Annotated in this window: 22 protein-coding genes and 1 tRNA gene; 15 read left to right on the top strand and 8 right to left on the bottom strand. The window is 43.8% G+C overall.

The annotated features are described in order from the left end of the window. Window positions 1–24: 24 nt before the first annotated feature. From L3C95_RS25220 to L3C95_RS25230, 3 genes are all read right to left on the bottom strand, one after another. Complete coding sequence (locus tag L3C95_RS25220; protein WP_236391992.1) at window positions 25–3,252, bottom strand: SusC/RagA family TonB-linked outer membrane protein; 3,228 nt, start codon at window positions 3,250–3,252, stop codon at window positions 25–27. 73 nt (window positions 3,253–3,325) lie between these two features. Next, window positions 3,326–4,354: a FecR family protein gene (locus tag L3C95_RS25225; protein WP_236391994.1), complete on the bottom strand. Its 1,029-nt coding sequence runs from the start codon at window positions 4,352–4,354 to the stop codon at window positions 3,326–3,328. A gap of 84 nt (window positions 4,355–4,438) precedes the next feature. Next, window positions 4,439–4,966 (bottom strand): RNA polymerase sigma factor, encoded by a 528-nt coding sequence (locus L3C95_RS25230; protein WP_236391995.1) that lies wholly within the window; start codon window positions 4,964–4,966, stop codon window positions 4,439–4,441. 162 nt (window positions 4,967–5,128) lie between these two features. Between L3C95_RS25230 and L3C95_RS25235 the strand changes: the two genes are divergently transcribed. The 5 genes from L3C95_RS25235 to L3C95_RS25255 all read left to right on the top strand — a co-directional run bounded on the left by L3C95_RS25235 (window position 5,129) and on the right by L3C95_RS25255 (window position 8,934). Next, window positions 5,129–5,202 (top strand) — tRNA-Asp (locus L3C95_RS25235). A gap of 849 nt (window positions 5,203–6,051) precedes the next feature. After that, a complete protein-coding gene (locus L3C95_RS25240) occupies window positions 6,052–6,630 on the top strand; it encodes a TetR/AcrR family transcriptional regulator (protein WP_236391997.1) in 579 nt (192 codons plus the stop codon). A gap of 67 nt (window positions 6,631–6,697) precedes the next feature. Continuing rightward, window positions 6,698–7,480, top strand: a complete 783-nt coding sequence (locus L3C95_RS25245) for an SDR family NAD(P)-dependent oxidoreductase (protein WP_236391999.1) — start codon at window positions 6,698–6,700, stop codon at window positions 7,478–7,480. Window positions 7,481–7,531: 51 nt separating this feature from the next. Further along, the gene (locus tag L3C95_RS25250; RefSeq protein ID WP_236392001.1) at window positions 7,532–8,170 is read left to right on the top strand and encodes an NADPH-dependent F420 reductase; all 639 of its coding nucleotides are present in this window, start codon (window positions 7,532–7,534) and stop codon (window positions 8,168–8,170) included. Between the two features lie 143 nt (window positions 8,171–8,313). Continuing rightward, window positions 8,314–8,934 (top strand): alcohol dehydrogenase catalytic domain-containing protein, encoded by a 621-nt coding sequence (locus tag L3C95_RS25255; RefSeq protein ID WP_236392003.1) that lies wholly within the window; start codon window positions 8,314–8,316, stop codon window positions 8,932–8,934. On the opposite strand, the gene L3C95_RS25260 is transcribed toward L3C95_RS25255, so the two are convergent. Then, the gene (locus L3C95_RS25260; RefSeq protein ID WP_236392006.1) at window positions 8,894–9,811 is read right to left on the bottom strand and encodes an AraC family transcriptional regulator; all 918 of its coding nucleotides are present in this window, start codon (window positions 9,809–9,811) and stop codon (window positions 8,894–8,896) included. The two genes, L3C95_RS25255 and L3C95_RS25260, sit on opposite strands and share 41 nt — an antisense overlap. A 218-nt stretch (window positions 9,812–10,029) precedes the next feature. On the opposite strand from L3C95_RS25260, the gene L3C95_RS25265 reads away from it, so the two are divergent. The 9 genes from L3C95_RS25265 (at window position 10,030) to L3C95_RS25305 (ending at window position 18,931) form a co-directional block, all read left to right on the top strand. Beyond that, on the top strand, window positions 10,030–11,607 hold the full coding sequence (locus L3C95_RS25265) for a GMC family oxidoreductase (RefSeq protein ID WP_236392008.1): 1,578 nt from the start codon (window positions 10,030–10,032) through the stop codon (window positions 11,605–11,607). Between the two features lie 8 nt (window positions 11,608–11,615). Then, window positions 11,616–13,103 carry an aldehyde dehydrogenase family protein gene (locus L3C95_RS25270; protein ID WP_236392011.1) on the top strand — a complete coding sequence of 496 codons (1,488 nt, stop codon included), beginning with the start codon at window positions 11,616–11,618 and terminating at the stop codon, window positions 13,101–13,103. Continuing rightward, the gene (locus L3C95_RS25275) at window positions 13,081–13,647 is read left to right on the top strand and encodes a hypothetical protein (RefSeq protein WP_236392013.1); all 567 of its coding nucleotides are present in this window, start codon (window positions 13,081–13,083) and stop codon (window positions 13,645–13,647) included. The genes L3C95_RS25270 and L3C95_RS25275 overlap by 23 nt, the downstream gene beginning before the upstream one ends. Before the next feature lie 46 nt (window positions 13,648–13,693). Next, window positions 13,694–14,773 carry an MBL fold metallo-hydrolase gene (locus L3C95_RS25280; RefSeq protein ID WP_236392015.1) on the top strand — a complete coding sequence of 360 codons (1,080 nt, stop codon included), beginning with the start codon at window positions 13,694–13,696 and terminating at the stop codon, window positions 14,771–14,773. An 18-nt stretch (window positions 14,774–14,791) separates the two neighbouring features. Continuing rightward, window positions 14,792–15,652: a pirin family protein gene (locus tag L3C95_RS25285; protein WP_236392018.1), complete on the top strand. Its 861-nt coding sequence runs from the start codon at window positions 14,792–14,794 to the stop codon at window positions 15,650–15,652. A 390-nt stretch (window positions 15,653–16,042) separates the two neighbouring features. After that, window positions 16,043–17,026 (top strand): quinone oxidoreductase family protein, encoded by a 984-nt coding sequence (locus tag L3C95_RS25290; protein ID WP_236392019.1) that lies wholly within the window; start codon window positions 16,043–16,045, stop codon window positions 17,024–17,026. A gap of 156 nt (window positions 17,027–17,182) precedes the next feature. Next, entirely contained in the window at window positions 17,183–17,758 is a 576-nt protein-coding gene (locus L3C95_RS25295; RefSeq protein ID WP_262915927.1) for a TetR/AcrR family transcriptional regulator, read from the top strand. Window positions 17,759–17,854: 96 nt separating this feature from the next. Beyond that, a complete protein-coding gene (locus tag L3C95_RS25300) occupies window positions 17,855–18,703 on the top strand; it encodes an aldo/keto reductase (RefSeq protein ID WP_236392023.1) in 849 nt (282 codons plus the stop codon). 57 nt (window positions 18,704–18,760) lie between these two features. Continuing rightward, window positions 18,761–18,931: a hypothetical protein gene (locus tag L3C95_RS25305; protein ID WP_236392025.1), complete on the top strand. Its 171-nt coding sequence runs from the start codon at window positions 18,761–18,763 to the stop codon at window positions 18,929–18,931. A gap of 842 nt (window positions 18,932–19,773) precedes the next feature. Here L3C95_RS25305 and L3C95_RS35275 read toward each other — a convergent pair. The 4 genes from L3C95_RS35275 to L3C95_RS25320 all read right to left on the bottom strand — a co-directional run bounded on the left by L3C95_RS35275 (window position 19,774) and on the right by L3C95_RS25320 (window position 22,515). Next, window positions 19,774–20,172: a DUF1016 N-terminal domain-containing protein gene (locus L3C95_RS35275; RefSeq protein WP_410683531.1), complete on the bottom strand. Its 399-nt coding sequence runs from the start codon at window positions 20,170–20,172 to the stop codon at window positions 19,774–19,776. Between the two features lie 20 nt (window positions 20,173–20,192). Then, window positions 20,193–21,053, bottom strand: coding sequence for an NAD-dependent epimerase/dehydratase family protein (locus L3C95_RS25310; RefSeq protein WP_236392027.1), 861 nt, complete (start codon window positions 21,051–21,053; stop codon window positions 20,193–20,195). Between the two features lie 84 nt (window positions 21,054–21,137). Next, window positions 21,138–22,004 carry a helix-turn-helix domain-containing protein gene (locus tag L3C95_RS25315; protein WP_236392029.1) on the bottom strand — a complete coding sequence of 289 codons (867 nt, stop codon included), beginning with the start codon at window positions 22,002–22,004 and terminating at the stop codon, window positions 21,138–21,140. Window positions 22,005–22,092: 88 nt separating this feature from the next. Then, the gene (locus L3C95_RS25320) at window positions 22,093–22,515 is read right to left on the bottom strand and encodes a winged helix-turn-helix transcriptional regulator (RefSeq protein ID WP_236392031.1); all 423 of its coding nucleotides are present in this window, start codon (window positions 22,513–22,515) and stop codon (window positions 22,093–22,095) included. Between the two features lie 129 nt (window positions 22,516–22,644). On the opposite strand from L3C95_RS25320, the gene L3C95_RS25325 reads away from it, so the two are divergent. Continuing rightward, window positions 22,645–23,787, top strand: coding sequence for an alkene reductase (locus L3C95_RS25325; protein WP_236392033.1), 1,143 nt, complete (start codon window positions 22,645–22,647; stop codon window positions 23,785–23,787). Window positions 23,788–24,384 lie beyond the last annotated feature (597 nt).

The raw sequence follows: 24,384 nt of genomic DNA on the forward strand, positions 1-24,384 counted from the left end.
TTTTAAACAATTCGTTAGCTGCCATTAAAAATTCACTTCGAGCCCAAAGGTATAAGTACGTTGCACCGGATACAGGAATCCATTACCGTTCGCAGTATTAGTGTCCACTCTGTCGCTGATCGCTTCCGGATCGAAGACTTTGGAAAGCTTGGTGAACTCAAAGAGGTTCTGACCAGAGAAGAAGATCTTTGAACTGCTGATGCCAGCCTTTCTCATCCAGCGTGCAGGCAGCATATAGCCAAGGCTTATATTCTTTACTCTCAGGTAAGCTGCATTCTGCAGATAACGGGTTTGTGCTACGCCGAGCTGTCTTGTATTGTTCAATGCATCATAAGCTCTGAGACGGGGGAAATAAGCATTTGTATTTTCCGGCGTCCAGTAATCATTTACGATATGATCGTATACCGGCTGATTCCAGCGGTTATAGAAACCCCAGAAGTTGCCTGATTCCACTCCCGGCCAGAAATCCATCTTACCGATACCCTGCAGGAATATATCCAGCGAAATACCATTCCAGCTGGCGCCTGCACCGAATCCGTAAGCGAAGCGCGGCATACTGTTGCCGATCTTGTACATATCTCCCGGATCAGATACTGTGTTCTGACCATTGTCGATCTTCTTATCATTATTCAGATCAGCAAACTTGAGATCGCCTGCCAGCGGATGACCATTCAGGCTATAAGAGGTGCTTTGAACACGCTGCTGATTCACACCATACTTCAGGTATTCATCATCAGATTCAAAGAAGCCAAGGGTCTTGTATCCCCAGATCTCTCCGATCTCCTGTCCGACGTAGTAGTCCACCAAAGACTTATTGGGATTATCAAATTTGGTGATGAAAGACCGGCTGTCAGATAGTACAAAAGAGAAGTTATAAGAGAATGGTCTGTTACCTAATCTAAAGTCATCATGCCACCTGGCAGAGAACTCCCATCCCTTGGTGGACAGATCTGCCGCGTTCTGTCTGGGAGCAGATGCACCTAATACAGCAGGCAATGTTTTACCTTTCGTAAGCATCCTGGTTGTCTTACGGTTATACCAGTCGAAGCCTACGTCCAGCCTGTTCTTCAGCGTAGAGAAGTCTATACCGAAGTCCAGTGTGGTAGCAGTTTCCCAGGTAAAGTTCAGCGGTAATAATCCTGGCGCATTGATACCTAATGGTTGTACACCATCGAGGATGTCTGTAATTTTATAAACACTCATCGGGTTAGTGAAAGCGTAAGCACTCACCTGCTGATTACCCAGGGAACCATAAGAAGCACGCAGCTTCAGGTTATTGATCACTTTCTTTGCAGATGCGAAGAAAGGTTCGCGCGATACCAGCCAACCAGCAGACACTGATGGAAAGAATCCATAACGGCTACTATCCGGGAAACGGGAAGAACCATCATAACGACCATTCAACTCTAACAGGTAGCGATCTTTAAAGTCATAGTTCAAACGGTAGAACACACCGCGGATGGCCCACTCCTCTTTTGTATCGCCCACAGAAGCCACACCACTGGTGAGGTTCAGCGCACCTTTATCGGGAGTGATGTTATTATCACGTCTTGCGTTGAAATAGTCATAACTATTCATCTCCTGGTTAAAGCCCAATAAACCTCTCAGATGATGCTGACCGAAATTGCGTTCATATTCCGCATAGAGGTTCACTACCTGGTCAAAGTTTTCGGCAAAGGAAGATGAGTAATAATCAGTAGCCACGAATGGCGATACGGTGCCAGGTCTTACTTCATAATACACGCTGTTTGTCTGAATGTTGTTGCGTGACTGTGTAGCCAGCACAGTATAGTCACCATTGATACGCAGTGTACTGTCGAGGAAATTTGTACCGAAGCCGATAGTATTCTTTAACTGACGGTCTTTTGTCTTAGTACGTCCTCCTTTTTCCAGCTGACCGAATGTTACGGCGCCAGCCTGTGTATAATAACCATTCGGCGTGCGGATCGCTTCATATGGATTAGCGAAGAGAGACAGGTAACGGTAGATGTTAAATCCGCCGGAAACGAACTTATTTGGTGCATCATAGATCCCTTGAGCTATTTCTACGTTGTCATAGATCTTCAGCCATTTTGCCACCTGGTTATCGAGCTTCAGGCGCAGGTTATAACGTTTGTAATCGTCGGTAGCCACTTTAAAGGAACCATCCTGTTTCAGATAACCGGCAGAGAGATAATAGTTGGTATTGCCTTTACCACCGGCCAGGCTTAGAAAGTGTTTTGAAAAAGCCTGCTGTTTATTGTAGAATAATCCATACCAGTCCGTATTTGCTCCCCTGATGAAATTACCGGCGGCATCCACGCCCAGCTCAGGCAGAGAGGGATCTGCTTTTCTTTTCTGCAGATATTCTATCACCGCCAGCATACCCGGTGCGTCAGAGCCGGCATAACCTTTATAGGCCTCGTTCTGTATGGTAGCTGCCTGCAGCGGGTCTTTGATAACCTGTGGAAGACGGGTGGGCTGTCCCCATCCGAAGTTACCGGAATAACGTACCTGCAGTTGTCCGCTCTTCGCTTTGCGGGTCGTCACCAGGATCACACCATATGCAGCCCTCGCGCCATAGATAGCAGCGGATGCAGCATCTTTCAGCACTGTTACGCTGGCTACATCTTCCGGGTTTACCAGGTTAATATCACCGGGTGTACCATCGATCAGGATTAATGGACTGCCGGTGTTGATAGATGTAAAGCCACGTACGTTGAAAGTAGCAGCCCTACCGGGTTGCCCATCACCAAAAGTAATATTCAGGTTAGGAATAGCGCCCTGTAAGGCTTGTCCGATATTGGTAACAGGTCTGTTCTCAAATACTTCCGCCCCTACCTGTGCGATGGCGCCTGTTACTTCAGATTTCTTCTGTGTGCCATATCCCACTACTACAACCTGTGCAAGCGAATCGTCCTTCATTCTCATGCGGACGATGAGGTTGATCGTCTCGCCTTTTTTGATGGTATAACCATCCAGTTGTTGTGGCTTATAACCAATGGATGTAAAAGAAAAATTATAACGTTCACCCGCACTCAGGTTCTCAAAATGGAACCAGCCTTTATCGTCAGTTACCTGAAACACCGGCTTTCCGCCACTGGCCAGCAGGGCTCTGACGGTCACACCGGGAATTTTCTCTCCCTGCGGATCAAGCACAATACCTGTTACATCCGGTTTTACCTGTGCATATAATATGGCAGGCGCCATCAGGGGCAACAGCCATATCAGCAGGCGCAAAAATGAAACACGTTGGTAAAAAGTTCTTATCATAAAGGTCGTTTTAAGACAAAGTCATCCCTGGCCGCTATTTGCAGCCTTTTAAGAGTGGTGTTTGAAAATGATTTTATTTCTTTAAGAGGAATCCTCCTTCAGCCGTACGTTCTACAATCAGACCATTCAGTAATGCTATATTTTCAAGGATATCTGCCGGCGTATCCGATGTTGTAAATTCTGCTGTGACCCTTATGCTGCGCAGCTCATGCGCGTCACACGTGATCGTGATATTGAAATGTTTCTCCAGTTGCTTCAATACCTGGGGCAAAGGCTGTTGATGATAGACCAGGCTATTGGATGCCACCTCTTGTCCGGAAGGCAGCTGTTTGCTGGTTTCAGCAGGCTTGCTTACCAATGGCTCACCCTTTGTTCTGTCGTTGTATACCAGCGATTCTCCCGGATGCAGGTATACTTCTTTAAACGTGATCTTTCCTTTCTGCGGATGCACAACAACTTTACCACTGTACAAATGAACTGTTACCTTATCGCGATGCGCATTGACGCCGAATACGGTGCCTAAGGCCGTCACAGCGGTATTAGCGGCATATACTGTAAAAGGGCGATGTCCGTCTTTGGCCACATCAAACCTGGCTTTACCATCCAGCCACAATTCGCGTTTGTCGTCTTCAAATCGTGCTATATACCGCAGACTACTGCCAGCGCCTAACTTTACATGGGAGCTATCGTCCAGTATAAGTTGCATGACAGATCTGCCGTTATTGTTATATACTTTCCATACAGCTGTTGACTGAGGAGTTTTCATTGCTACCGACCTTACAGGCTGCTGCATCTCCTTTCTGAATAGCAAACTTCCGCTTAGGACCATCACGCCCGTTAGTGCCGCTGCTACCGCCACCCGCTTCCATATAGTGATGCGGCGTTGCCGTTTTTCAATATCATCCTGTATATTGGAAAAAACCTTCTGCAATACGGCGGGATGCAGCTTTCCTTCAGGGCGGAAAGTCTCCCAGCCATCTTCTACCAGGTATGACTCCATCTCATCCGGATGCTCACGGAAATATTGTAAGACGATCAGCTCCTCTTCTTCCGTACATTCCCCTTTAATAAATCTTGCATATAATTCCGTTGGTAACGCCATGTCAGCCGTACATTTACAGATACTACGTTTACAAATAAAATATCCCTTACTGGTAACAATTTGTTCACATTAGGCAGATAAGGGCTAAATGATAGTGAGGAGGAATAATGCCCTGCGCAGTTGTTTAAGGGCCTTGGATATATGTACTTCTACTGTTTTCGGGGAGATGGAGAGCATACTGGAGATCTCCTTATGGGAAAACCCTTCTATCCTGCTCAGCATGAATACCTTCTTTCTTACCGGAGGCAACTTATCCATTTCCTGATGCAGGTGAAGGACAGCATCTTTATTGACAGGGGCAGTATGCTGGTCGTTATGTAATAATTCTGTAGTGTAGGATTGCAGGAATTCGCGGTGCTGTCTTTGCTGCCTCATAAGGTCAATGAGGGCTGTTTTGGCAATACGGAAGATCTGTGCGGAAAGGGGATGTTCAACTGACAGTCCTCCCCTGTAACGCCAAAGCTTTACAAAGGTAGTCTGCAGCAACTCCTCGGACCACAGTTGAGAACGGGTATGTTTCAGGAAATAGAAATACAGTTTCTCGTTATAAGCATTGTAGACCTGCTCAAAAATCAATGTATCCCCCTCCTTTAAAGCACGTATATCTTCCACGAACTGGTAATTTCGGCAGGCACAAAGTTTGCCAAAATCCTCCAAAAGTGCTTATTAATAAATGATTAAGGATTGATAGGAGGTCTATAAAAGGGTGGTTGTAAACAATTTATTTGTCTGTTTGAAATATTTATTCAATATTTGCACCCCGACGAACAAAAAGGATCAGTAGTTCAGTTGGTTAGAATGCCGCCCTGTCACGGCGGAGGTCGCGGGTTCGAGTCCCGTCTGGTCCGCAAATTCAAAAACCCGCGCCCCGCGATTGCGGGGCATTTTTATTTCGGAGCGTTGGCCGGACTTGCCCGGAGCAAAAGCGCAGAAATAAAAATGAAAGGAACGACAGTGCCAGTGCTGATTTTTTGCGCATCAGTGGATAATCATAGGTTAGATATTTCATGAACTTTTGATAGAACTCAAGATCAAAAAACTTTCAAATGTTATTGGAAGCCCGCGGTATTTTTCGAAGTTTTGAAGGTGAATCTTCATCATGTTAATGACATTAATAGTCACAGGCTTAACCTCCGATCTTCTTTCATCAATGTATAAGTCGATCTGATGAAAAACATCAAGATTATCTCTATCTACCTTCATGTGGACTATTTCCCATTTGTCAGCTAAATGGAAATTTGTTTTTAGAAATTCAAGGGGACATATACTTTGCTTTTTAGCATGTTTGCTTGTTTGATTTCTTGTTCAGAAAGTTTCCACTTGAATAATCCAACGTCAGTCTTCGTTATTGTTCCGAAGCCAGTATTTATAACCGATTCTTAAAAAACTGGGTTATTGAAAAGCTGACCTTAAATGAAGTTGACCGGATAAATATCTTTAATCATGCCGTCTGCAATTTGGCTAATACTGTTTGTCCAAGCAATATCTATTTTATTGATTGCACTATCGTTCTTTTTTCGTTCTGTAAAGGGGTAATAATTTTCCGGAAGTGTCAATAAGTAGCCATATTGGAAAGGGAAGATTTTGAACAATGCGAAAGCAAAATCTTCAAGTTTTCCCAAATCTGCTATAAAAAGTAAAAAAAATATTTTATTTTTGAATGATCATTCAAAAATAATTTCTACATTTGTATCATCATGCCGAGAGTAATAGAATTTAACGAGCAAAAGATCATCTCCAAAGCACTACAGGTATTTTGGAAGAAGGGCTATCACGCCACTTCGATGAAAGATTTGGTAGAGGCCACCGGGCTAAATCCTGGAAGTATCTATAATACGTTTGGAAACAAGCATGACTTATTCTTGGCTTGTCTAAAGGACTATCTGAACCCCATTTATGCATACGACCTAAAGCAAAAGGAAACACAGAAAAATCCGCTGGAATTACTCCGTGAATTTTATATGGAGGTTGCTATCAATTCTGTACTAAGCCAAGACTCCTGCCTTTCAGTTAAAAGCTCTTTCGAACTCGCGGCGACAGATGATAAAACGCATCAGGTATTGAAGAACAGCATGGATAAACTGTTCGAGATCTTTGAACAAATGGTCATCAATGCGCGAAAAGCTGGGGCTATCAGTGATAAGCAGGATACTTTCTCATTGGCCCAACTCATCGTGGCCACTTTGCCGGGCTTGGGACAGAATTTCATTCTTTATAAGGATAAAAACCGCATAGCCAAACTCATTGATGATCTTTTGGATATGATAACACGATAATTTTTTTTGCCCCATTCTTGAACGACCATTCAAGTATAAATTATATTAACATTTAAATTTTAAGACAATGTCAAATTCAGAGCGCACGAATTCAGTGCAAAAAACAGAAAAAAAAGTAGCGTTGATCACAGGAGCTAACCGAGGTATCGGCCAACAGGTAGCAAAAGAGCTGGCAGGGCATGGTTTCATTGTACTGGTCGGGTCTCGCAAATTAGAAAATGCAAAAGAGGCTGTCTCGGAAATAGGTGAAAATGCGTATCCGATCGCCATTGATGTAACGAATAAGGAATCCATTTTGAAGGCAGCCAATCAGGTAAATACAGAATTTGGCAGACTTGACGTATTGGTCAATAACGCCGGGATCTCGCATGCAGGTTCATCAGAAAGGTCATTGGAAGAAATACTGGCGTCTGGCAAAGCCAGTGTAGCAGATATTGACGAGATGCGAGCCGTATGGGAAACAAACGTTTTCGGACTACTGGCTGTTACCCAGGCCTTTCTGCCATTGCTTCACAAGGCTCCTTCTGCACGCATCGTTAATCTGTCCAGTGGTATGGCATCTTTAAATCTTAATGCAGACCCAGAATACCCGTTCCGTGGGGGCTTCAATGTTGTTTACGGTGCTGGCAAGACAGCCGTCAACGCAATCACCCTGGCCTTGTCCATTGAGTTGGAATCTAGCAATATCCGTGTAGAGGCGGCAAGTCCAGGTTTTGCAGCGACCGCCATGAATAATTTTGAGGGAACGGAAACCGTCGAAGAGGCTTCCCGCAATATTGTACGTGCAGCTCTTGGAGAGAATGATCCTTCAGTACTGTTCTCTGCACCGGGGGGGTCGTTTCCGTGGTAAATTATATCGTTTTTAAACAGGTCATGTTATTTAATCATTGAAAATTTAAAAATGGAAAATAGAATTTCAGAAAACGTGAATCCCCAAGACACTCCTGGTACTCTTGGAATAGTGGGAGCGGGACACATCGCGCAAGCTGTTGCAAGGCACGCATCAAGAGCAGGTTATCAGGTAACGATCAGCAGCAGGAAAAAATCCGTAGAATTGGCCGATCTGGCTTCTTCTTTGGGGGAAAGGGTAACGGCGGGAACTCCAACCGAAGCTGCCCAAGCGGACCTTGTATTGATTGCCGTCCATTTTGACCAAATGCCAGCTGCTGTAAAAGATATCGATTGGAAAGGACGTACCGTCATAGATACGAGCAATGCCATTGTCTTTCCTGAATTTAAACCTAAGGATCTTGGTGGAAAAACGTCCAGCAGGGTTAACACAGACCTATTTCCGGGAGCCTCACTTGTGAAGGCACTCAATACCTTACCGGCTGCAATATTGGCCTCAGACCCTAACGTAGATAAAGGTAATCGTGTCATCTTTGTCTCAGGTGACAATGCAGAATCAAAAAAGAAGGTTGTAACCTTTGCAAAAGACCTGGGCTTTTACCCGATAGATTTAGGAGGTTTGGATGAAGGTGGCAGATTGCAGGAATTCGGAGGTGCACTTATCACTCATAATCTCATCAAACTGAAATAGATTGAATAACGTCCTTTATCATGTCAATACGATAATAATGTTTAAGAAAGTATCATTCCTAATACTGTAGTTATATCAAATAAATAATTTTTTTGCCCCAATCTTGAACAATTGTTCAAGATTGGGTTTGACTAACAAAAAATATGGAACAGCTAAATGACAATAAAATCTCCGGGGTAATTAAGATTTACAGCCAAGGAGATCCGGAGGTACTGGTGTACGAAGAGGAATTAGTGGGTGATCCCGCAGCCAATCAGATATTGCTTACGCATAAAGCCATAGGAGTGAATTTTGTAGATACCATGTTTCGAAATGGAACATTTCCCATAACAAAGTTTCCAATGGGTGCCGGTGTAGAGGCCAGCGGTATCATAGAGTCAGTCGGCAAAGACATTACCCATTTTATTATGCAAATCGCATATGCAATACCTGAAGAATCGTGCCCTCACAGTTGCTTCTCAGCAGAAGAAGTAGAATGCTTAGAACATCAAATCGAACAGTTAGAAGGTAAAACGGATAAACTGAAAAACCCATATACATCTTCCGATTTGAAAAGATATATATGGGCTATAGCCAGATTAGGTGGCTGGAAACGCTATCAATCGGAACGAAAACCAGGCATCACTACCTTTTGGATTGGGCTGCAGAAATTCACTGCAATTTCGGATCAAGTTAAACATTTTCAGCTGGCAGATCAGTCATCTAAAAAGGTCCGGACAACCACTACTCATTGGTATCAACTTTTGCACAGTAGTTCATTCTAAACTGTGATGGGGTTAGCCCGGTGTGATTTTTAAAAAACTTGCTGAAGAAGAACTGGTTACTAAAGTTAAGCTGGTTTGAGACATCGCCGATTGTTACTGAAGGGCAGTCTAAAAGTATTTTTGCTTCTGCTATAACCATTTCGTCGATTAGCTGACCAACTGTTTTTCCAGTAACTTCTTTTATAGTTCTTGTTAGGTGTTTGGGCGTTACAAATACCCTGTCTGCATAAAACTGTACACCTCTTTCCGTATCAAAATTAGTTGACAATAATTTAAGAAAAGACATCAGGAGCTCTTCTTTGCGAGTAAATTTTCCTCCTGTATAATGACGATTTTTTTTGAAGATAGCCCCAGCTTCCAGCATGAACAGGTTGAACCCATGAAACATCATATCTTCTTTAAATGGATGTTCTTTGTCTGCATGACTCTTTTTTAACATCAGCATCAGATTGTGCAATATAGCGGCTTCTTCAGAGCTTAATTTAAAGTAGGGGTTGCTATTGGCAAACAATATATTAAACACATCCATGTGCTTTTTATGGATCAGAAATTCTGAGAAAAAACTATTCGTAAATCCTGTCCCTATCAACTGGCCATCTTCACCTGTATTAAACTCATGGATAACTCCCGGAGAGATGATGAACAAATCATTGGGCGAAAGTTTATAATCCAGCAGATTGTATGTCATGGACGTGGACCCGGCCAGTGCAAGTAAAAAGACAAAATGATCTCCTTTGACAGGCTTTTGATATTTGGGAGTACCTCTCAGTTCAGTGCTCATTGTGACATGAAACTGATCGCCCAGACATTCCTTTCCGGAAGAATCATTGATCTCGCTAATAGATAAGACAGGCACAGACTTAGAAACACCACCCATATAGACCCTCCTTAATTTTATAAAACATATTACTGTCTCAATTCAAATCCCCTATTTAACCCGTGATTCCTGTATGCGGGCGTTTGGGAACAATAAAGATAGGGCATGTGACTAAAAAGCGCAAAACAGATATACAAGTGGGCACTTTAGCTATGTTCTCTCATTTAATAATTTATAAGCTTTGTGCCGTTGAACGTATTACCGTAAACACACTGAAAATGAAAATTGAAAGCATGAGTGCCGATTCCGAACAAGGTCATACTAATTATAGTTATATCATTATCGGGGCCGGCTCTGCAGGGGCGGTGCTGGCCAACCGCCTGAGCGAACTGCCTGAAATGAACGTATTGCTGCTGGAAGCCGGAGCGATATTTAATGAAGATCAATATCCTGATATCGTAGCAAACAGCCAGGTACTTGGAGCAAACGGAGATAGTCGTTACGACTGGGGCTATAAAACCATACCTGACAGTAATGGTTATTCTATGAATGTTGCCCGGGGAAAGATCATGGGAGGAAGCTCAGCAGTAAATGGAGCAGTAGCGGTAAGGGGGCTGCCGAGCGATTTTAAGCGTTGGGCCAACAAGGGAATAAAGCATTGGGCCTGGAACGACGTTTTACCCTATTATAAGAAACTGGAAAAATCGAACCTCGAGGATACTCAGTGGCATGGCCATTCCGGTTATTTTCCGGTGAACCAGCTGAATATATCCGATCTGTCTCCTATGCAGCAGGCATTTATAGAGGCGGCTAAAGCACATAACTACGAGGAGATTGCTGACTTCAATAGCGAAAAACAGTACGGAGTGGGGCCTTACCCTGTTAATATAGTAAATGGCATTCGCATTAACACAGGTATGGCTTACCTGAATGAGGCAGTTCAGAAAAGGAAAAATCTTACCGTTGAAGGAAATGCGCTTATTGACAAAATATTGTTCAGTAACACCACCGCTACCGGTGTGGTGCTTGCAGATGGGAGGATATTTACGGGGAAAGAAATTATCGTATCGGCGGGTACTTACGGTTCTGCAGCCTTATTAATGCGTTCAGGCATTGGTCCGGCGGCCCTCCTTCAGCATTTAGGGATACCTGTTATTGCAGACCTTCCGGTGGGCGAGAATATACTGGATCATCCATTTTATTTCAACACCTATGCAGCCGAGCCGGATAAAATTGGAAGATTGTCTCCGGTTACCGGAGTTAATTTGTGGACACGGTCATCTTATGCCGCGCAAGACGAACTTGACATTCATATCACTGCAGGGCATTTATTTACTCCTGAACAGAGCCCTACCAAAGCAGGCTATGTATTTGGTATAGCCCTAACCAATCCTAAATCCAGGGGCTCTGTAAAGATAGCCAGCAGTAACCCGGAGGATGCACCGGTAATTGATTTGAATTTTCTTGCGGTAGAAGAAGATCGCAAAAGGCTGTTGGAAGGCATCCGGCATTCCAGGCAAATTGCGCAAACGGAACCCTTGAAAAGTCTGTCCGTTGGAGAGTTAAATCCTGGTAAACATGCTATAGATGACGATCTTATTTTGGAGTCAGTAAAAACAACCCTGCAATCCTACAACCATCCTATCGCTTCTGCGCCTATGGGACTGGAAGGATCTGCGGCGGCAGTGGTGGATTTTGCCGGTAACGTGTATGGTGTAAAAGCATTACGGGTGGTGGATGCGTCTATTTTACCGGATTGTATATCCACCGGACCCAATATAACGGTAATCATGGCGGCAGAAAAGATTGCCGATGATATTAAAGGAGTAAGTAAACAGCATCTTTCAGAGAATTAATGCAAGTGATGACAAAAAGAACAACAGCCGATAGTATGGAAGTTCAGCGGTCTCCCAAATTGAACTGGATCAACGGTGAATGGGTAGACAGTCTTGTTTATAATAATAGCATCAATCCTGCAACCGGGGATGTTATAGGGCGCTATGCCGAAGGAGGCAGGAGCGAGGCCGCTGCCGGTATTGCCGCTGCAAAAGCCGCCTTTACCAATAGTGAATGGAAAACGAATCGCCATTTACGCTCAAAAGCGTTACATGAACTGGCAGATGCTTTTGAAAAAAATGCCGAAAGGTTAATGGAGACGCTTGCAGTGGATAACGGAAAAATCAAGAGCGAAGCCAGGATGGAGGTGAGTGGCGTACCGTCCAAGTTGAGGTACTATGCTGCCCTGGTATTAACCCAAAGCGGGCGCGCTTTGGAAACACAACCAGGGGCTTTTAGTATGGTATTGGAAGAACCTGTTGGCGTGGCCGGAATTATAGCACCCTGGAACTCACCGGTTATACTATTGATACGGTCATTAGCGCCTGCATTAGCGGCAGGTTGCACGGCTATTATAAAAATGCCGGGCCAAACGGCACAGGTAAATGCGTTGATATGCGAAATATTTGCCGCTGTCAGCAGCCTGCCTAAAGGAGTAATTAACCAATTTACTGAAAGTGGAAACGAGGGGGCGGCTTTTATCATCAGCTCTCCGGATGTTCCTACCATCAGTTACACCGGAAGTACTGCCACCGCAAAAATTATGATGAAGAACGGCGCTGATAACCTGAAGCGCTTTGGCTTTGAATTGGGCGGCAAAACACCCATGATCATTTTGGATGATGCTGATCTAAACGTGGTGCTGCCGGTTCTGCAAAAAGCAGTAACTCTTTTTGCCGGCCAGTTTTGTATGACAGGCAGCAGGATACTGGTTCAAAAAAATATAGCTCCTCAATTTATCGAAGCTTTTACAAAAAGATTGCAAAGTGTAAAAGCAGGCCCGGCAACTGATCCTGTCAGCGAAATGGGACCACTCATTAATAAAGAAAATGTTGATCGTGTAGACAAAATTGTTGAAGAGGCAATAGTAAGTGGGGCTAAAGTATTGCTTCGTGGTGGAAGGGGTACGAAAGGCGAACTGGCAAAAGGTGCCTTTTACCTGCCGGCTCTATTGCTGGTTACTGACAACAAAATGGCCATTGTGCAGGAAGAAACATTTGGCCCGGTTGCTACCATACAAATTTTTGATACCATTGAAGAGGCCATTGAGTTGGCAAATGACAACAAGTATGGCCTGGCAGCTTCTGTTTGGAGTACCGATGTGGATTTGCCACTAAGAATGAGCCGTAAACTGGAGGCGGGTACCGTATGGATAAACAACTGGGCCAGGATCAACGATGAATTTGAAGAAGGGGGGTATAAAATGAGTGGTCTTGGCCGCCTGAACGGAATAGCGGCAATGCATGAGTTTATTCAATACAAGCATATATACCATGATGCAGGTAGCGGGAAATAATGTGCCGGTAACAACTATCCTGAAATTAAAACCCAGGGTGGTGTTAAGGCAGGAAGCGCTTGAATCTATGCAGGCCATTATTCAAACAGCCTCGAACTTTAATGGCTACCTGAAGGCAGAAATTTATGAAAAGGTAAATGCCGGTTCATCTATCGAGTTTGCTATTATGCTGCGCTTTGATACCTACACTCATCTAAAGGCGTGGAATGAATCCACGCAAAAGAAGCAACAGGTGTTATCTGGTAAACACTTGTTTGAAGAAGTTGCGCCGGAAATAAAACTTACCGGCCTGGAACTTTGGTTTGATAATAAGCAGCACGGCCAGTTTGCGCAACCTGCAAAATGGAAGATGCTCATAGTTACTGTAATAATGATTTTTACTCTTTTAAATACCCTTATGCCATTTATTGGCAAGCTGCTTACGCCTATCCGATTGCCCGGTTTGTGGAATAGTTTAATAGGAATTGTTATAATGGTTACGCTTATGACTTACCTGGTGATGCCAGCCATTACCAAAGCCTTACATGGGTGGTTATTTAAATAGGAAGGGGATAGATAATTTTTTTTCAATTATTGTAAAGTGACATAATATGAAAGATTCAGCGAACGAACAATTACAGGGAAAACAAGGCGATTTTTATTACACAAAATATGGATTTGAAAAAGCCCATTGGCATGAGCATGCGCCCTCTCCACAACAGTTTCAACCTGCCTACCTTCACAGCTCCGAGTTTGTAAAAAATGGATATCACTGTGAAGAACTGAGAGATGGTTTTTACTGGGTGACCAGTGGTGGCTATGATGCCGCATTTATGGTTACCAAAGAAGGCGTTATTGCTATTGATGCGCCGCCTATATTAGGTGAAAACATGCTGGCCGCTATCGAGTCTGTAACGGATAAGCCTATAGTGAAAGTAATTTACAGCCATTGGCATTCAGACCATATTGGCGCAGCCGCCATGTATGGCCCTGATGTTGAGATCATTGCTCATGAGATAACCAGGGAACTGCTGGTGCGCTTCCCAGACCCGCTTCGACCCGTCCCCACCCATACATTCACAGATACTCTGCTGGTAGAATTAGGAGGTGAGAAATTGGAGCTTTCTTATAAAGGGGCCAATCATTGCCCCGGAAACATTTTTATGTATGCACCTAAACAAAAGGCCTTAGTCAAGATTGACATTGTGAGCCCCGGCTCCTGTACTTTTATGCATTGCGATGCTTCAGAAAACATCAGCGGTTGGATAGAGGCGCACGAGCAGATACTGGAATTTGATTTTGATTTTTTAGTGGGTGGCCATATAACCAGGTGGGGCACACGGGCAGATGTGCTAACCTCGCTGGAATACTTTCAGGATATGCTTGCCTTTGCGGAAGAAGCACTGCTGGACATGTGTACCCCTAATGGCGCTGCCATCTTTTTTACTACGCCTCCGGTAGACCAATATTCCGTTGGTACGGAAAACTGGATAAATTCTATGGTAAACTATGTAACTGAAAAAATGCTGTCAAAAGTTACATCCAATGGGCAGAAGTGGGAGGAGCGGCTGGCCGGCGTTACTACCAATACCAAGTACCACGCTTATACGGTAGTAGAATCTACCCGTACAGAAAGAAGCCATAAGGGTTATCAGAAACGCGGCACTGGCGGCACTAATTATTTTGTATAGCATTCAGATGAAGACAGTATGAATACGCAGCAGATAATTCAGCGGGAAATACAACAGAAGTGGCCTGTGATTCCACAAAAGGATACCCCCATACACAAAGCGGGTCTTGTCCTGCCACCCGGTAACTGGGCAGCGTTTGACCCGTTTCTGGTAATGGCCGAAGATAATATGCAAAAGGGGGCTTTTGAGCATCATCCGCACCGAGGCATAGAAACGGTAACTTATATGATAGATGGAGTGCTGCGGCATAGCGATAATAAAGGAAACAAGGGAGAGTTAAGGATGGGAGATACGCAATGGATGACGGCAGGGAAAGGCTTACTGCATCTTGAAGAAGCGCCGGAAAATGGATTTGCGCACCTGCTTCAGTTGTGGGTGAACCTGCCTGCTGAAAATAAGATGGAAGAGCCGCGCTACCAGGATATTCTCCGCTCGCACACACCTGTACGTAAAGAGGATGGCGTTGAGATCAGAATTATTTCCGGTTCTTCAGGAAACGTAACATCAACCACTCTCAATTATACTCCTGTTACAATGGTGGAAATTGAGCTGGCCGCGGGGAAAACTGTGATACAGGATTTTCCGGCCGATTACAATGGATTTATTTATGTAGTAAACGGTGCAGGTGTTTTTGGTGCCAATAAGGTAGCCGGTAAAGAAAGTGAAGTGCTTTGGCTTTCCCAATCGGTAGACAACCCCAGTGAGGTTGAAATAACCACTACCGAACAATTGCGTTGTTTGGCAATTGCAGGAAAACCTTTACGGGAGCCTGTAGTGGCAAAGGGGCCTTTTGTAATGAATACGGAAGAACAAGTAAATCAGGCCTTTAAAGATTTGAGAGACGGCGGGTTTGGGGAGTGGTATGAACAAAAACTATAGAGATGATCCATCGTAAAATTATACAAATAGTAAATCCTGCAGCAACGCAAGGATTTTTAGGGGAGGGACATGTTGCAGTAGCTGTGATAGACGGAAACTGATTTTAAACGGACAGATCCTTTTATCTTACTGATGGGGTTGGAGAGCGCCGTATTCCTGGCTTCGGATGATTCCGGCTGGCTGACCGGTGAGACTCTGATCGCCAGCGGCGGTCTGCGCTAAAATACATAGAAATGAATAAGTCAATTTATATTATGGCGCTGGGCGCTTATTGATTCCCCAGCCATGCTGACTGTGAAGGCTATTCGTTTTGGCCGCTCTCATTAACGCAAAAGAAAAGAAACGGCAGGGAGCTATCAAATTAAAACTTTACAAATTTTAGCGAAAATTATGAACACATTAAAACCAAGTGGTGTAATCCGCATCGAAACGCAAGGCCCGCCGACGGTCTTGCATTATACCAGTGAGCAGTTGGGCGATCCGGCCGTTAATGAAATTTTGATCAGCCAAAAAGCGATAGCTATTAATTTTGTTGACATCCTGTTCAGAAACGGGACTTTTCCGCTCAAGCAATTCCCGGCGACCATTGGCGGCGAAGCAGCGGGTGTGGTAGAAAGCGTTGGCGCCGGTATAACAGGTTTTAAAGCAGGGGACCGGGTTGCCTATTACTCGTCACTTGGAGCTTACGCCGAACGACGATTAATCAAAGCTGATGATTTGGTCCGGTTACCGGATGACATATCATATGAGCAGGCTGCATCGATCCTGGCTAAGGGACTTACAGCCCGTATGTTGGTAAGACAAGCCTACTCGGTGAGGCCAGGAGACGTTGTTCTAATACATGCTGCAGCAGGAGGCGTGGGTTCGCTGGTCAGCAGATGGGCTAAAGCTCTAGGAGCTACGGTTATCGGTTCTGTAGGAACCGCGGCCAAAAAAACAATTGCCTTAAATAGCGGAGCGGACTATGTGATCGTTAGTGATTCGCCGGACTTTGCGGCTGAGGTAAATGCCTTTACAATGAATAAAGGGATTGATGCGGTGTATGATGGCGTAGGTAAAGCGACTTTTGAAACCTCTATCAGATTACTGAAGCAGGGAGGTACCGCTGTTCTTTACGGTAGTGCTTCCGGTTCCCCGCAGGTAGATCAGGCATTTTTTGCAGACAGGCAGCTTCAATTTGTTCGTCCCATACTCGGACAATATTTACCTGGTCAACATAGCCGGGAAACGGCTATCCGGGAGTTGTTTGAAGCCTGGCGCACCGGCATACTGGGAGAAATAAGGCCTACTATTTATCCTTTAGCTGATGCGGCCCGTGCTCATCATGACCTGGAGTCCAGGAACACAACGGGCTCTGTCATTCTTCTTCCCTGATTGATAGCTCATTGTTGCATATGAAGGCTGTTATAGCCCAGGCTCATGAATGCAGAAGCCTGATTCCTGTGTGCTTTGACAGCAGGATCGTGGTAAATTTAAGATTAAAAATTTCGTTTTGGAACGTTCGGTTTAATATTATAGATATGCCTCCATATGCCAAGGAACAAGGAATTTGATTACGACGAAAAGCTAATCGTAGCCAGAGATCTCTTTTGGAAGAAAGGGTACAATGCTACATCTATGAATGATCTGGTAGATGCAATGGAAATTAACCGAAGCAGTATTTATCTTACTTATGGCAATAAGCATGATCTGTTTTTAAAATCACTGACTAATTATATACAAAAGAAGGATAAACAATACCGTCTGGCAGCAGAGAAAAGCGAAGATCCATTGGAGGCGGTGAAGAATATTATTTATTCTGTACTTCAGTCGGTACTGCTTGACAATAATTGCCTGTTCACTAATTCTGTTTTTGAACTTGCTGGCAGCGATAAAGAAGTAGGCAACATGCTTGCAAAACAGACCTTAGTAGCGGTAGCACTTTTTGAGAAATTATTAAAAAAAGCAAAGAATAATGGCTCGCTCACATCAGATAAAAGCCCGCGGGCACTGGCTCACTTTTTAGTGTCTGGTTTAACATCCATCTACAATACACATATCTTGTTCTCTGATAAACAATTAACCAAACAAACGACTGCTATTTTAATAGAGTCAATTACTAAATAATTTTTTTGCCCCATATTGGAATGATCGGTTTAAAATAGAAAAAACAAGCAGAAAATCAAAATATTATAAACAACAAATTATATCAAACAAGTAAGCATGCAGAAAGTCAAATTAAACAATGGAGTAGAAATGCCGGTGTTAGGCTTAGGTGTATTTCAAATAAGCGATCCTGACGAATGTGAACAAACGGTTTTAACTGCCATAGAATCAGGTTATCGTCTGATTGATACGGCTTCGTTTTACCTGAATGAATCAGCTGTCGGCAACGCTGTCAAAAAAAGTGGTGTAGCGAGGGAGGAGTTGTTTATCACCACGAAGCTTTGGGTACAGGATACTGGTTATGAAAAAACTAAGAAAGCCTTTGAAAGATCCCTTCAGAAATTGCAATTAGAATACCTTGATCTGTACCTCATACATCAGGCTCTGGGAGACTATTACGGTGCATGGCGTGCCATGGAGGACCTATACAAAGAAGGTAAGATACGTGCCATTGGTATTAGTAATTTTTTTCCGGATAGGGTGGTAGATTTAATTGCTCATAACGAAATTGTTCCGGCGGTAAACCAGATAGAAGTAAATCCTTTCTATCAAAGAGCAGATGAGCACCTACTATTGAAGAAAAATAATATACTCACACAGTCGTGGGCCTCGTTTGCAGAAGGTAAAAATGATTTCTTCAGCAATGAGATAATCTCTTCCATCGGCCGGAAATACAATAAATCCGTAGCACAGGTTACATTGCGTTGGCTTATTCAAAGAGGGATTGCCGTAATACCAAAATCGGTGCGTAAAGAAAGAATGGTGGAGAATTGCAATGTCTGGGATTTTGAATTGAGCAAGGATGATTTGGATTCCATAGCCTCCTTAGATTCCGGCAAAAGTGTATTCTTTGATCATCGCGATCCTGCAACCGCCGAATGGTTAACCAGGTTAACGTTTAACTAAGCTAAATATTAAAGCATTCACCGCATCGGTTATATTTTCATGGCCTCTCCGGAGGCCATGAAAAACTGGGCGCTTAAAAAAGAAAACCTGATGGCTTTAGCACAATATCATGTAAATGAAAATTCAAACAAAACCAAGATTACACGCAAAATTTTGGAGGAATTTGCTGAGATTACAGAACCGGCTGAGTCGCATAAAAAGAAGGGTAAATTACTACAGGTAGTGTAATAAAGAGATACGTCGACGGAATCGACTCCTTAAACCTAGATCACGAAAAACACGAGTTGATAATGTGATATTTTAGCTTCGTCGTTGTTCTGATAAAAGAAGCATTCTAATGCTGTCCTTGTGGTCCCATTGGCCATTTTTATACCGCATAAAATCATCGACAATGATAAAAGCTTCTTAAACTAAAGCAGCCCCGTTTCAAATTAATAATGGGTATTATAACTTTTTCCGGTGCCTTTCAGATTTCCCGGAAATTGTTCGGTAAGAATTAAATCCCGAACTTCTGATGACGTTATTCGAGGTTCTTTGTCGTAAAGTTGAAGTAGCGTGGTTTCAATGAAATCCGAACATGCGAAATTTATAAACCAATCAGAAACCGACGGATTATTAATATTGAATTCAAAAAGATTATCGTAGTATCTTCGTACAGATATGTTCGCACCAAATTCTGTCCTAAAACTTTTGCCTGGTTTAACGTAAAAAGAATATCGGTCTGGTAACGTCCCGTCAATGGTCTAAAGTGGTATCTCTAAAGCTTCAATACCAGACCAAATCTCAAGTTAAATCTATATAAAATTCGATAGCAGCCCGCTTCTACCTGATTTTAAATTGCATTTCACCCATAAAGGATTGAATTTTAGATAAATCATCTACTAACCGGTTCGAAACTTGTCCCCGGTAGCCCGCAGGAAGTAAAAGTGGGTATAATCGAGCAAAAGCGCTTAATTGTACCCACTTTTTTTTATAGTGGTGTTTTGCCCATATTAGACTATTCCAATTTCCTCCGCTCTTCTTCTATAATCTTTGCCAATTCATCTTCACTGGGCAGATTAATAAGATACTTAGATACAAATACTTGCCGCGGTAAACCGGAGGTTGCATACCTTACCAAGTTTTCGTTCTTGCTTGCACCTAATACCATGTGAATCAGATAAATATAATTTTGCGGACGGTGTCCGCAAAATATCGGAATATGCCTTATAAAAGTCTTTACAAATGTAAAGATGCCTTTCCCTAAGAGATGTAACACCTCTATTTTTCAAATTTGCAGCAATCTCTTTATAAAGCCTTTGACCATAGACCACCCTATCATTTCCATGTTGCTCGTACTCAACTATATAAAAGCCTATTATCCAGTTACGCAATGTTAAAGCAGTATTTACCTGCTTTTGCAACAATCCACTCTTTTTTAAACATCCGTGAAAAGGGCTGTTAGCCAAAATGAGGGACTTTCTAATCAAAGTCAGGAAGTGCGTTTGTTTTACAGCATATCCAGGTCACGAGCAGTATAGTAACTCGGTACCAGCGGCCGGAAACCGGTTCTGCTTCGCAGCTTCGAAATATCCTGGACCCCCTGGAACGGATCGTTGAGTGGTCCTTGTGTTTCATCAAATGTTTCGGCTGCTTTTCCGAAAGAATCAGCCAGTTCATATAAAGTTATCGGCGCATCGTCGGCAACGTTAAAGATCTCTCCATCCAATCCTTCGGTATTGAGCAGCAGGATCAGCGCCTGGGCGGCATCCAGGTGATGTACCATATGCATGCGCGAACCTGGGTGGAATTTCATTTTTTTCAGCAGCGGGATGATCTCTTCAATATGCGGGTCCTTATCGCCATAGACGAAGCCCAAACGCAGGATACGCACGTCAAAACCCTGGTTTTGTTGCAAAGCGATCAGTTCTTGTTCAGCCGCGATCTTGCTGGAAGAGTAAGCCCGGGGATCATTGATATCGACTTTTTCATCTTCCCTGGCCGGGCGACCATAACCTGAACCATAAACGTTAGAAGTGCTGGTGAAAACAAACCGTTTAACACCTGCTTCCATGGCTGCCTGCGCTAATGCAATGCTGCCTTCACGGTTGGTCTTGATGATACCTTCGTTATCAGTGAATGTACGGAATAGCGCAGCCAGGTGAATCACGGCGTCCATACCGGCAACTGCCGGCGGTAAAGTTGCTGGTACATACAGATCGCCAGTAATGGCTTTTGCGCCGATTTCGGTCAGGTAGGTTGCTTTCGCTGCGTCTCTAACCAGAATGGATACGTCATAACCTTTTGCTAACAAACGTGGCACCAACCGGCTACCCACTTTTCCTGTTGCCCCTGTTACTAAAATTTTCATAGTTAAATGATTTAATGTTACGGGCAAAGTTCCGCCGGAAATGCGGGGACAGGCCAATCACTATCAAACCAATTATTATGATTTTCAAACTTTCCGGAAGGCGTTTGGGGTGGTTCCGGTAAGCCGCTTGAAGTAGTTGTTGAAATAGGCCGGGTATTCAAAACCGAGTGCATAGGCAATCTCAGCTACACTCCAGTCGCTGTGCTGTAACAGCGCTTTGGCTTCGGCAATGATCCGTGCGGCAATATGAGCGGAGGTGGGCTTGCCGGTTACTTCCTTGACGGCGCGGTTCAGGTAGTTTACATGTATGGAAAGATGACTGGCATAATCCTGCGCCGTACGTAACCCGAGCGGTTCGTTGCTGCGCTCAATGGGAAACTGCCTTTCAAGCAGGTCGATAAACAAATGGGCGATACGGCTAACGCCGTTTCTTAAAGGTAATACATGCTGCGCAGGTTGTATCCGCAGGGCTTCGTGTATAATGAGCGTAATGCAACTTTTGATCAGTTCGCCTTTATGAAGATAGTCTCCGTTGTATACAGTCAGTATCTTTTCAAACAAGCCGGTCATAAAGCCCGATTGTTCGGTATTGAGGCGTATAACCGGATTATCGCCGGCACGGAAAAGCGGGGAATACTGTAATTCCCGGCCGCTGATGAAGGTTTCTGTGAAGATACAGGAATAACCGCTGGTACGGTTTAAACGGCGGACAAGGGAATGCGGTACCCTGGGGTTGATAAAAATGAGAACGGTGCCTTCGATATCCAATAGCTGGCCGCCGTAATTGATGGTCATGTCGCCATTTACCAGGCCAATTTTATAGAAATCACGGCGGCCAACCTTGACAGGCGGCACATCCGTCGATGCAGGAAGCGCATGAACCTTAAAACCATTTAATCGCAGGTCTGCCAAATCCAATCCGGGAATATCCGTAGTTTCTTGGAATGTCATTCTACAAAGCTAATAAAAATCAAACTTTTGGATAACCGGATCAGGTTGGGTAAACCCGAAAATAAAATGGAGAGGAATTTTATAACCCTCATCCGATCTTACGCTCCATATTCAAATGCCTATAAATCTGGCAGGACGATTTTGAAGTTTCGGTAATTTTAGGAGCATTCTTAACAACAGTCTCTAAAAAACTGCGATTAGCATCCCCCCATTGGTTCATGGCATCAATAATCGGCATCAACGACCAGCCGATCTCTGTAAGTGAATATTCTACTTTAGGGGGCAGCTGTGGATAGGTCTTTTTGTTCACCATACCATGCCCCTCCAATTCTTTAAGTTGTACGTTTAACACTCTGCGGGTAGCGTCGGGAAATAACCGAAGTATCTCGCTTGGACGTTTTATGTCCATCGAAATAGCGCGAAGCAGGGCAGGCTTCCATTTGCCATTCAGCACTTCCTTAGTCAGGTGTATTCCGCAATCTATTGCGAGGGGAGTCTTTCTTTCGTACATATGCTGTTCACTTTACTCAAAAATAGGCATTGTATCTTAATTCCTCTATGGGATAAATTTATCCCTCTGGCATTAGTTTGTCCCGTATTGTACCGCTGTAACATATGCGCGAAGTTTGCTGAAAAAAAAATGAAGAATATAGTACAACCGCTGTTGGAGGATTATCAGATAGGCGATCTGAAATTGAAAAACCGGGTAGTAATGGCATCCCTTACACGAGGACGTGCCACCAACGCAGGCCTGGTTCCCACGCCGTTAATGGCCAGGTATTATGCACAACGCGCCTCAGCAGGCTTAATCTTAAGTGAAGGTACCTGGGTGAGCGCTAAATCTATCGGTTTTATTCATGTGCCAGGCATCTATACCGCGGAACAGATTGAAGGGTGGAAACTGGTGACCAAAGCTGTACACGACAATGGTGGCTTGATCTTCTCTCAATTAGGGCATATTGGTGCTGCATCTCACCCCGACTTTTTTGATGGTGAACTGCCCGCTGGCCCTTCCGCCATCAATCCACGAACGCATTCTTTTACACCCCAGGGCTTTAAAGAGACGCCAACGCCCCGCGAGTTGACCGTTGCAGAGATTAAACAAACGATACAGGATTACAAACAGGCAGCTAAAAATGCTAAGGAAGCGGGATTTGACGGTGTTGAAATACATGCGCAGATGGGTATGTTAATTCCTCAATTTCTAAGTCTGGCTACTAATCATCGCACCGATGACTATGGCGGTAGTATTGAAAATCGCGCACGTATTATATTTGAAATACTGGATGTCATCCTGGAAGTTTGGAACAGCACCCGGGTAGCCATCAAGTTTACGCCAGTCGCATATAGCCATGTAGGTATAGTAACCCCGGATGAAGAAACTATCCCAATGTTCCAGTACATCCTTAAAAAATTGAATCATTATAATCTTGCTTACCTGCACATTGTTGGGCCTGCAGAAGATTTAACCGGTACCCCGGTAGAAGTATTGCAGGATAATTATTTCAGCCACTTCCGCCACCACTACAGCGGCAGACTAATGGCTAATCTGGGTTTTACCCAGGAAAGCGCGAATGCGATCCTGAAAGAAGGCACAGCTGACCTTGTATCTTTTGGCACACCATTCATTGCCAATCCTGATCTGGTAATGCGCTTTAAGTATAACCTGCCATTGTCAGAAATCAACCGGGATACATTGTACACCGGGGACGAAAATGGATACACCGATTATCCTGAAGCGGTATATAATGGCAATAGTTCCCAATCAGAAGAAGCGAATTAACAATTCTCACTGACAAATTCCTGAATTTCAAATAAACTTTCTGTAAACAGGCTCGAAACTGTCCCCAGTAGTCCACAGGAAGTAAAAAGCCTTCAGAATAGATCTGAAGGCTTTTTTATTGCAGATCGGAGATGCGTGGTCGCATCTTGAAATGATTTTGGATCAAGTTGAAAACCTGGGGACCTGTTGTGACCAGGCATAAATTTTAAAACGTCTGAACAAGGAAATTTCCATTTCCCTCCCCCTCGCACCGCAATCCTTAACCGAATGGCTTTAACAATTCGGGAATCCCACACATCAAAAGCACCCCAGGATATATGGTTAATCCTTTCTCCGGCTCGGGAAGTACGCTATCGGTTCGCGATGCGCTTACTAAATGGTCTCCGAAAGGATACTAAAAGGGTATCAAAAGGGTACCTATATATCCATTCGATATTGAAGTGACCTTTAGTTACTATTTTAGAGCCAAGTATGATAGTTTATCGGTACCTTAGAGAAGCGAAACAGTAACCTTGTAATTAATAACCTCAAAAAACCTTTTTATGGCCATTGTTAAAGACAATATCCTCCTGCAATTTGTACGGGGTACCCTCGGCA

The sequence above is a fragment of the Chitinophaga filiformis genome (assembly GCF_021646545.1).
Lineage (GTDB): Bacteria > Bacteroidota > Bacteroidia > Chitinophagales > Chitinophagaceae > Chitinophaga > Chitinophaga filiformis_A.

Excerpts from the sequence above, each read along its gene's own strand:
- L3C95_RS25220 (WP_236391992.1), bottom strand. The coding sequence starts at position 3,252 with ATGATAAGAACTTTTTACCAACGTGTTTCATTTTTGCGCCTGCTGATA.
- L3C95_RS25225 (WP_236391994.1), bottom strand. The coding sequence starts at position 4,354 with ATGGCGTTACCAACGGAATTATATGCAAGATTTATTAAAGGGGAATGT.
- L3C95_RS25240 (WP_236391997.1), top strand. The coding sequence starts at position 6,052 with ATGCCGAGAGTAATAGAATTTAACGAGCAAAAGATCATCTCCAAAGCA.
- L3C95_RS25245 (WP_236391999.1), top strand. The coding sequence starts at position 6,698 with ATGTCAAATTCAGAGCGCACGAATTCAGTGCAAAAAACAGAAAAAAAA.
- L3C95_RS25250 (WP_236392001.1), top strand. The coding sequence starts at position 7,532 with ATGGAAAATAGAATTTCAGAAAACGTGAATCCCCAAGACACTCCTGGT.
- L3C95_RS25255 (WP_236392003.1), top strand. The coding sequence starts at position 8,314 with ATGGAACAGCTAAATGACAATAAAATCTCCGGGGTAATTAAGATTTAC.
- L3C95_RS25260 (WP_236392006.1), bottom strand. The coding sequence starts at position 9,811 with ATGGGTGGTGTTTCTAAGTCTGTGCCTGTCTTATCTATTAGCGAGATC.
- L3C95_RS25265 (WP_236392008.1), top strand. The coding sequence starts at position 10,030 with ATGAAAATTGAAAGCATGAGTGCCGATTCCGAACAAGGTCATACTAAT.
- L3C95_RS25270 (WP_236392011.1), top strand. The coding sequence starts at position 11,616 with ATGACAAAAAGAACAACAGCCGATAGTATGGAAGTTCAGCGGTCTCCC.
- L3C95_RS25275 (WP_236392013.1), top strand. The coding sequence starts at position 13,081 with ATGATGCAGGTAGCGGGAAATAATGTGCCGGTAACAACTATCCTGAAA.
- L3C95_RS25280 (WP_236392015.1), top strand. The coding sequence starts at position 13,694 with ATGAAAGATTCAGCGAACGAACAATTACAGGGAAAACAAGGCGATTTT.
- L3C95_RS25285 (WP_236392018.1), top strand. The coding sequence starts at position 14,792 with ATGAATACGCAGCAGATAATTCAGCGGGAAATACAACAGAAGTGGCCT.
- L3C95_RS25290 (WP_236392019.1), top strand. The coding sequence starts at position 16,043 with ATGAACACATTAAAACCAAGTGGTGTAATCCGCATCGAAACGCAAGGC.
- L3C95_RS25295 (WP_262915927.1), top strand. The coding sequence starts at position 17,183 with ATGCCAAGGAACAAGGAATTTGATTACGACGAAAAGCTAATCGTAGCC.
- L3C95_RS25300 (WP_236392023.1), top strand. The coding sequence starts at position 17,855 with ATGCAGAAAGTCAAATTAAACAATGGAGTAGAAATGCCGGTGTTAGGC.
- L3C95_RS25305 (WP_236392025.1), top strand. The coding sequence starts at position 18,761 with ATGAAAAACTGGGCGCTTAAAAAAGAAAACCTGATGGCTTTAGCACAA.
- L3C95_RS25310 (WP_236392027.1), bottom strand. The coding sequence starts at position 21,053 with ATGAAAATTTTAGTAACAGGGGCAACAGGAAAAGTGGGTAGCCGGTTG.
- L3C95_RS25315 (WP_236392029.1), bottom strand. The coding sequence starts at position 22,004 with ATGACATTCCAAGAAACTACGGATATTCCCGGATTGGATTTGGCAGAC.
- L3C95_RS25320 (WP_236392031.1), bottom strand. The coding sequence starts at position 22,515 with ATGTACGAAAGAAAGACTCCCCTCGCAATAGATTGCGGAATACACCTG.
- L3C95_RS25325 (WP_236392033.1), top strand. The coding sequence starts at position 22,645 with ATGAAGAATATAGTACAACCGCTGTTGGAGGATTATCAGATAGGCGAT.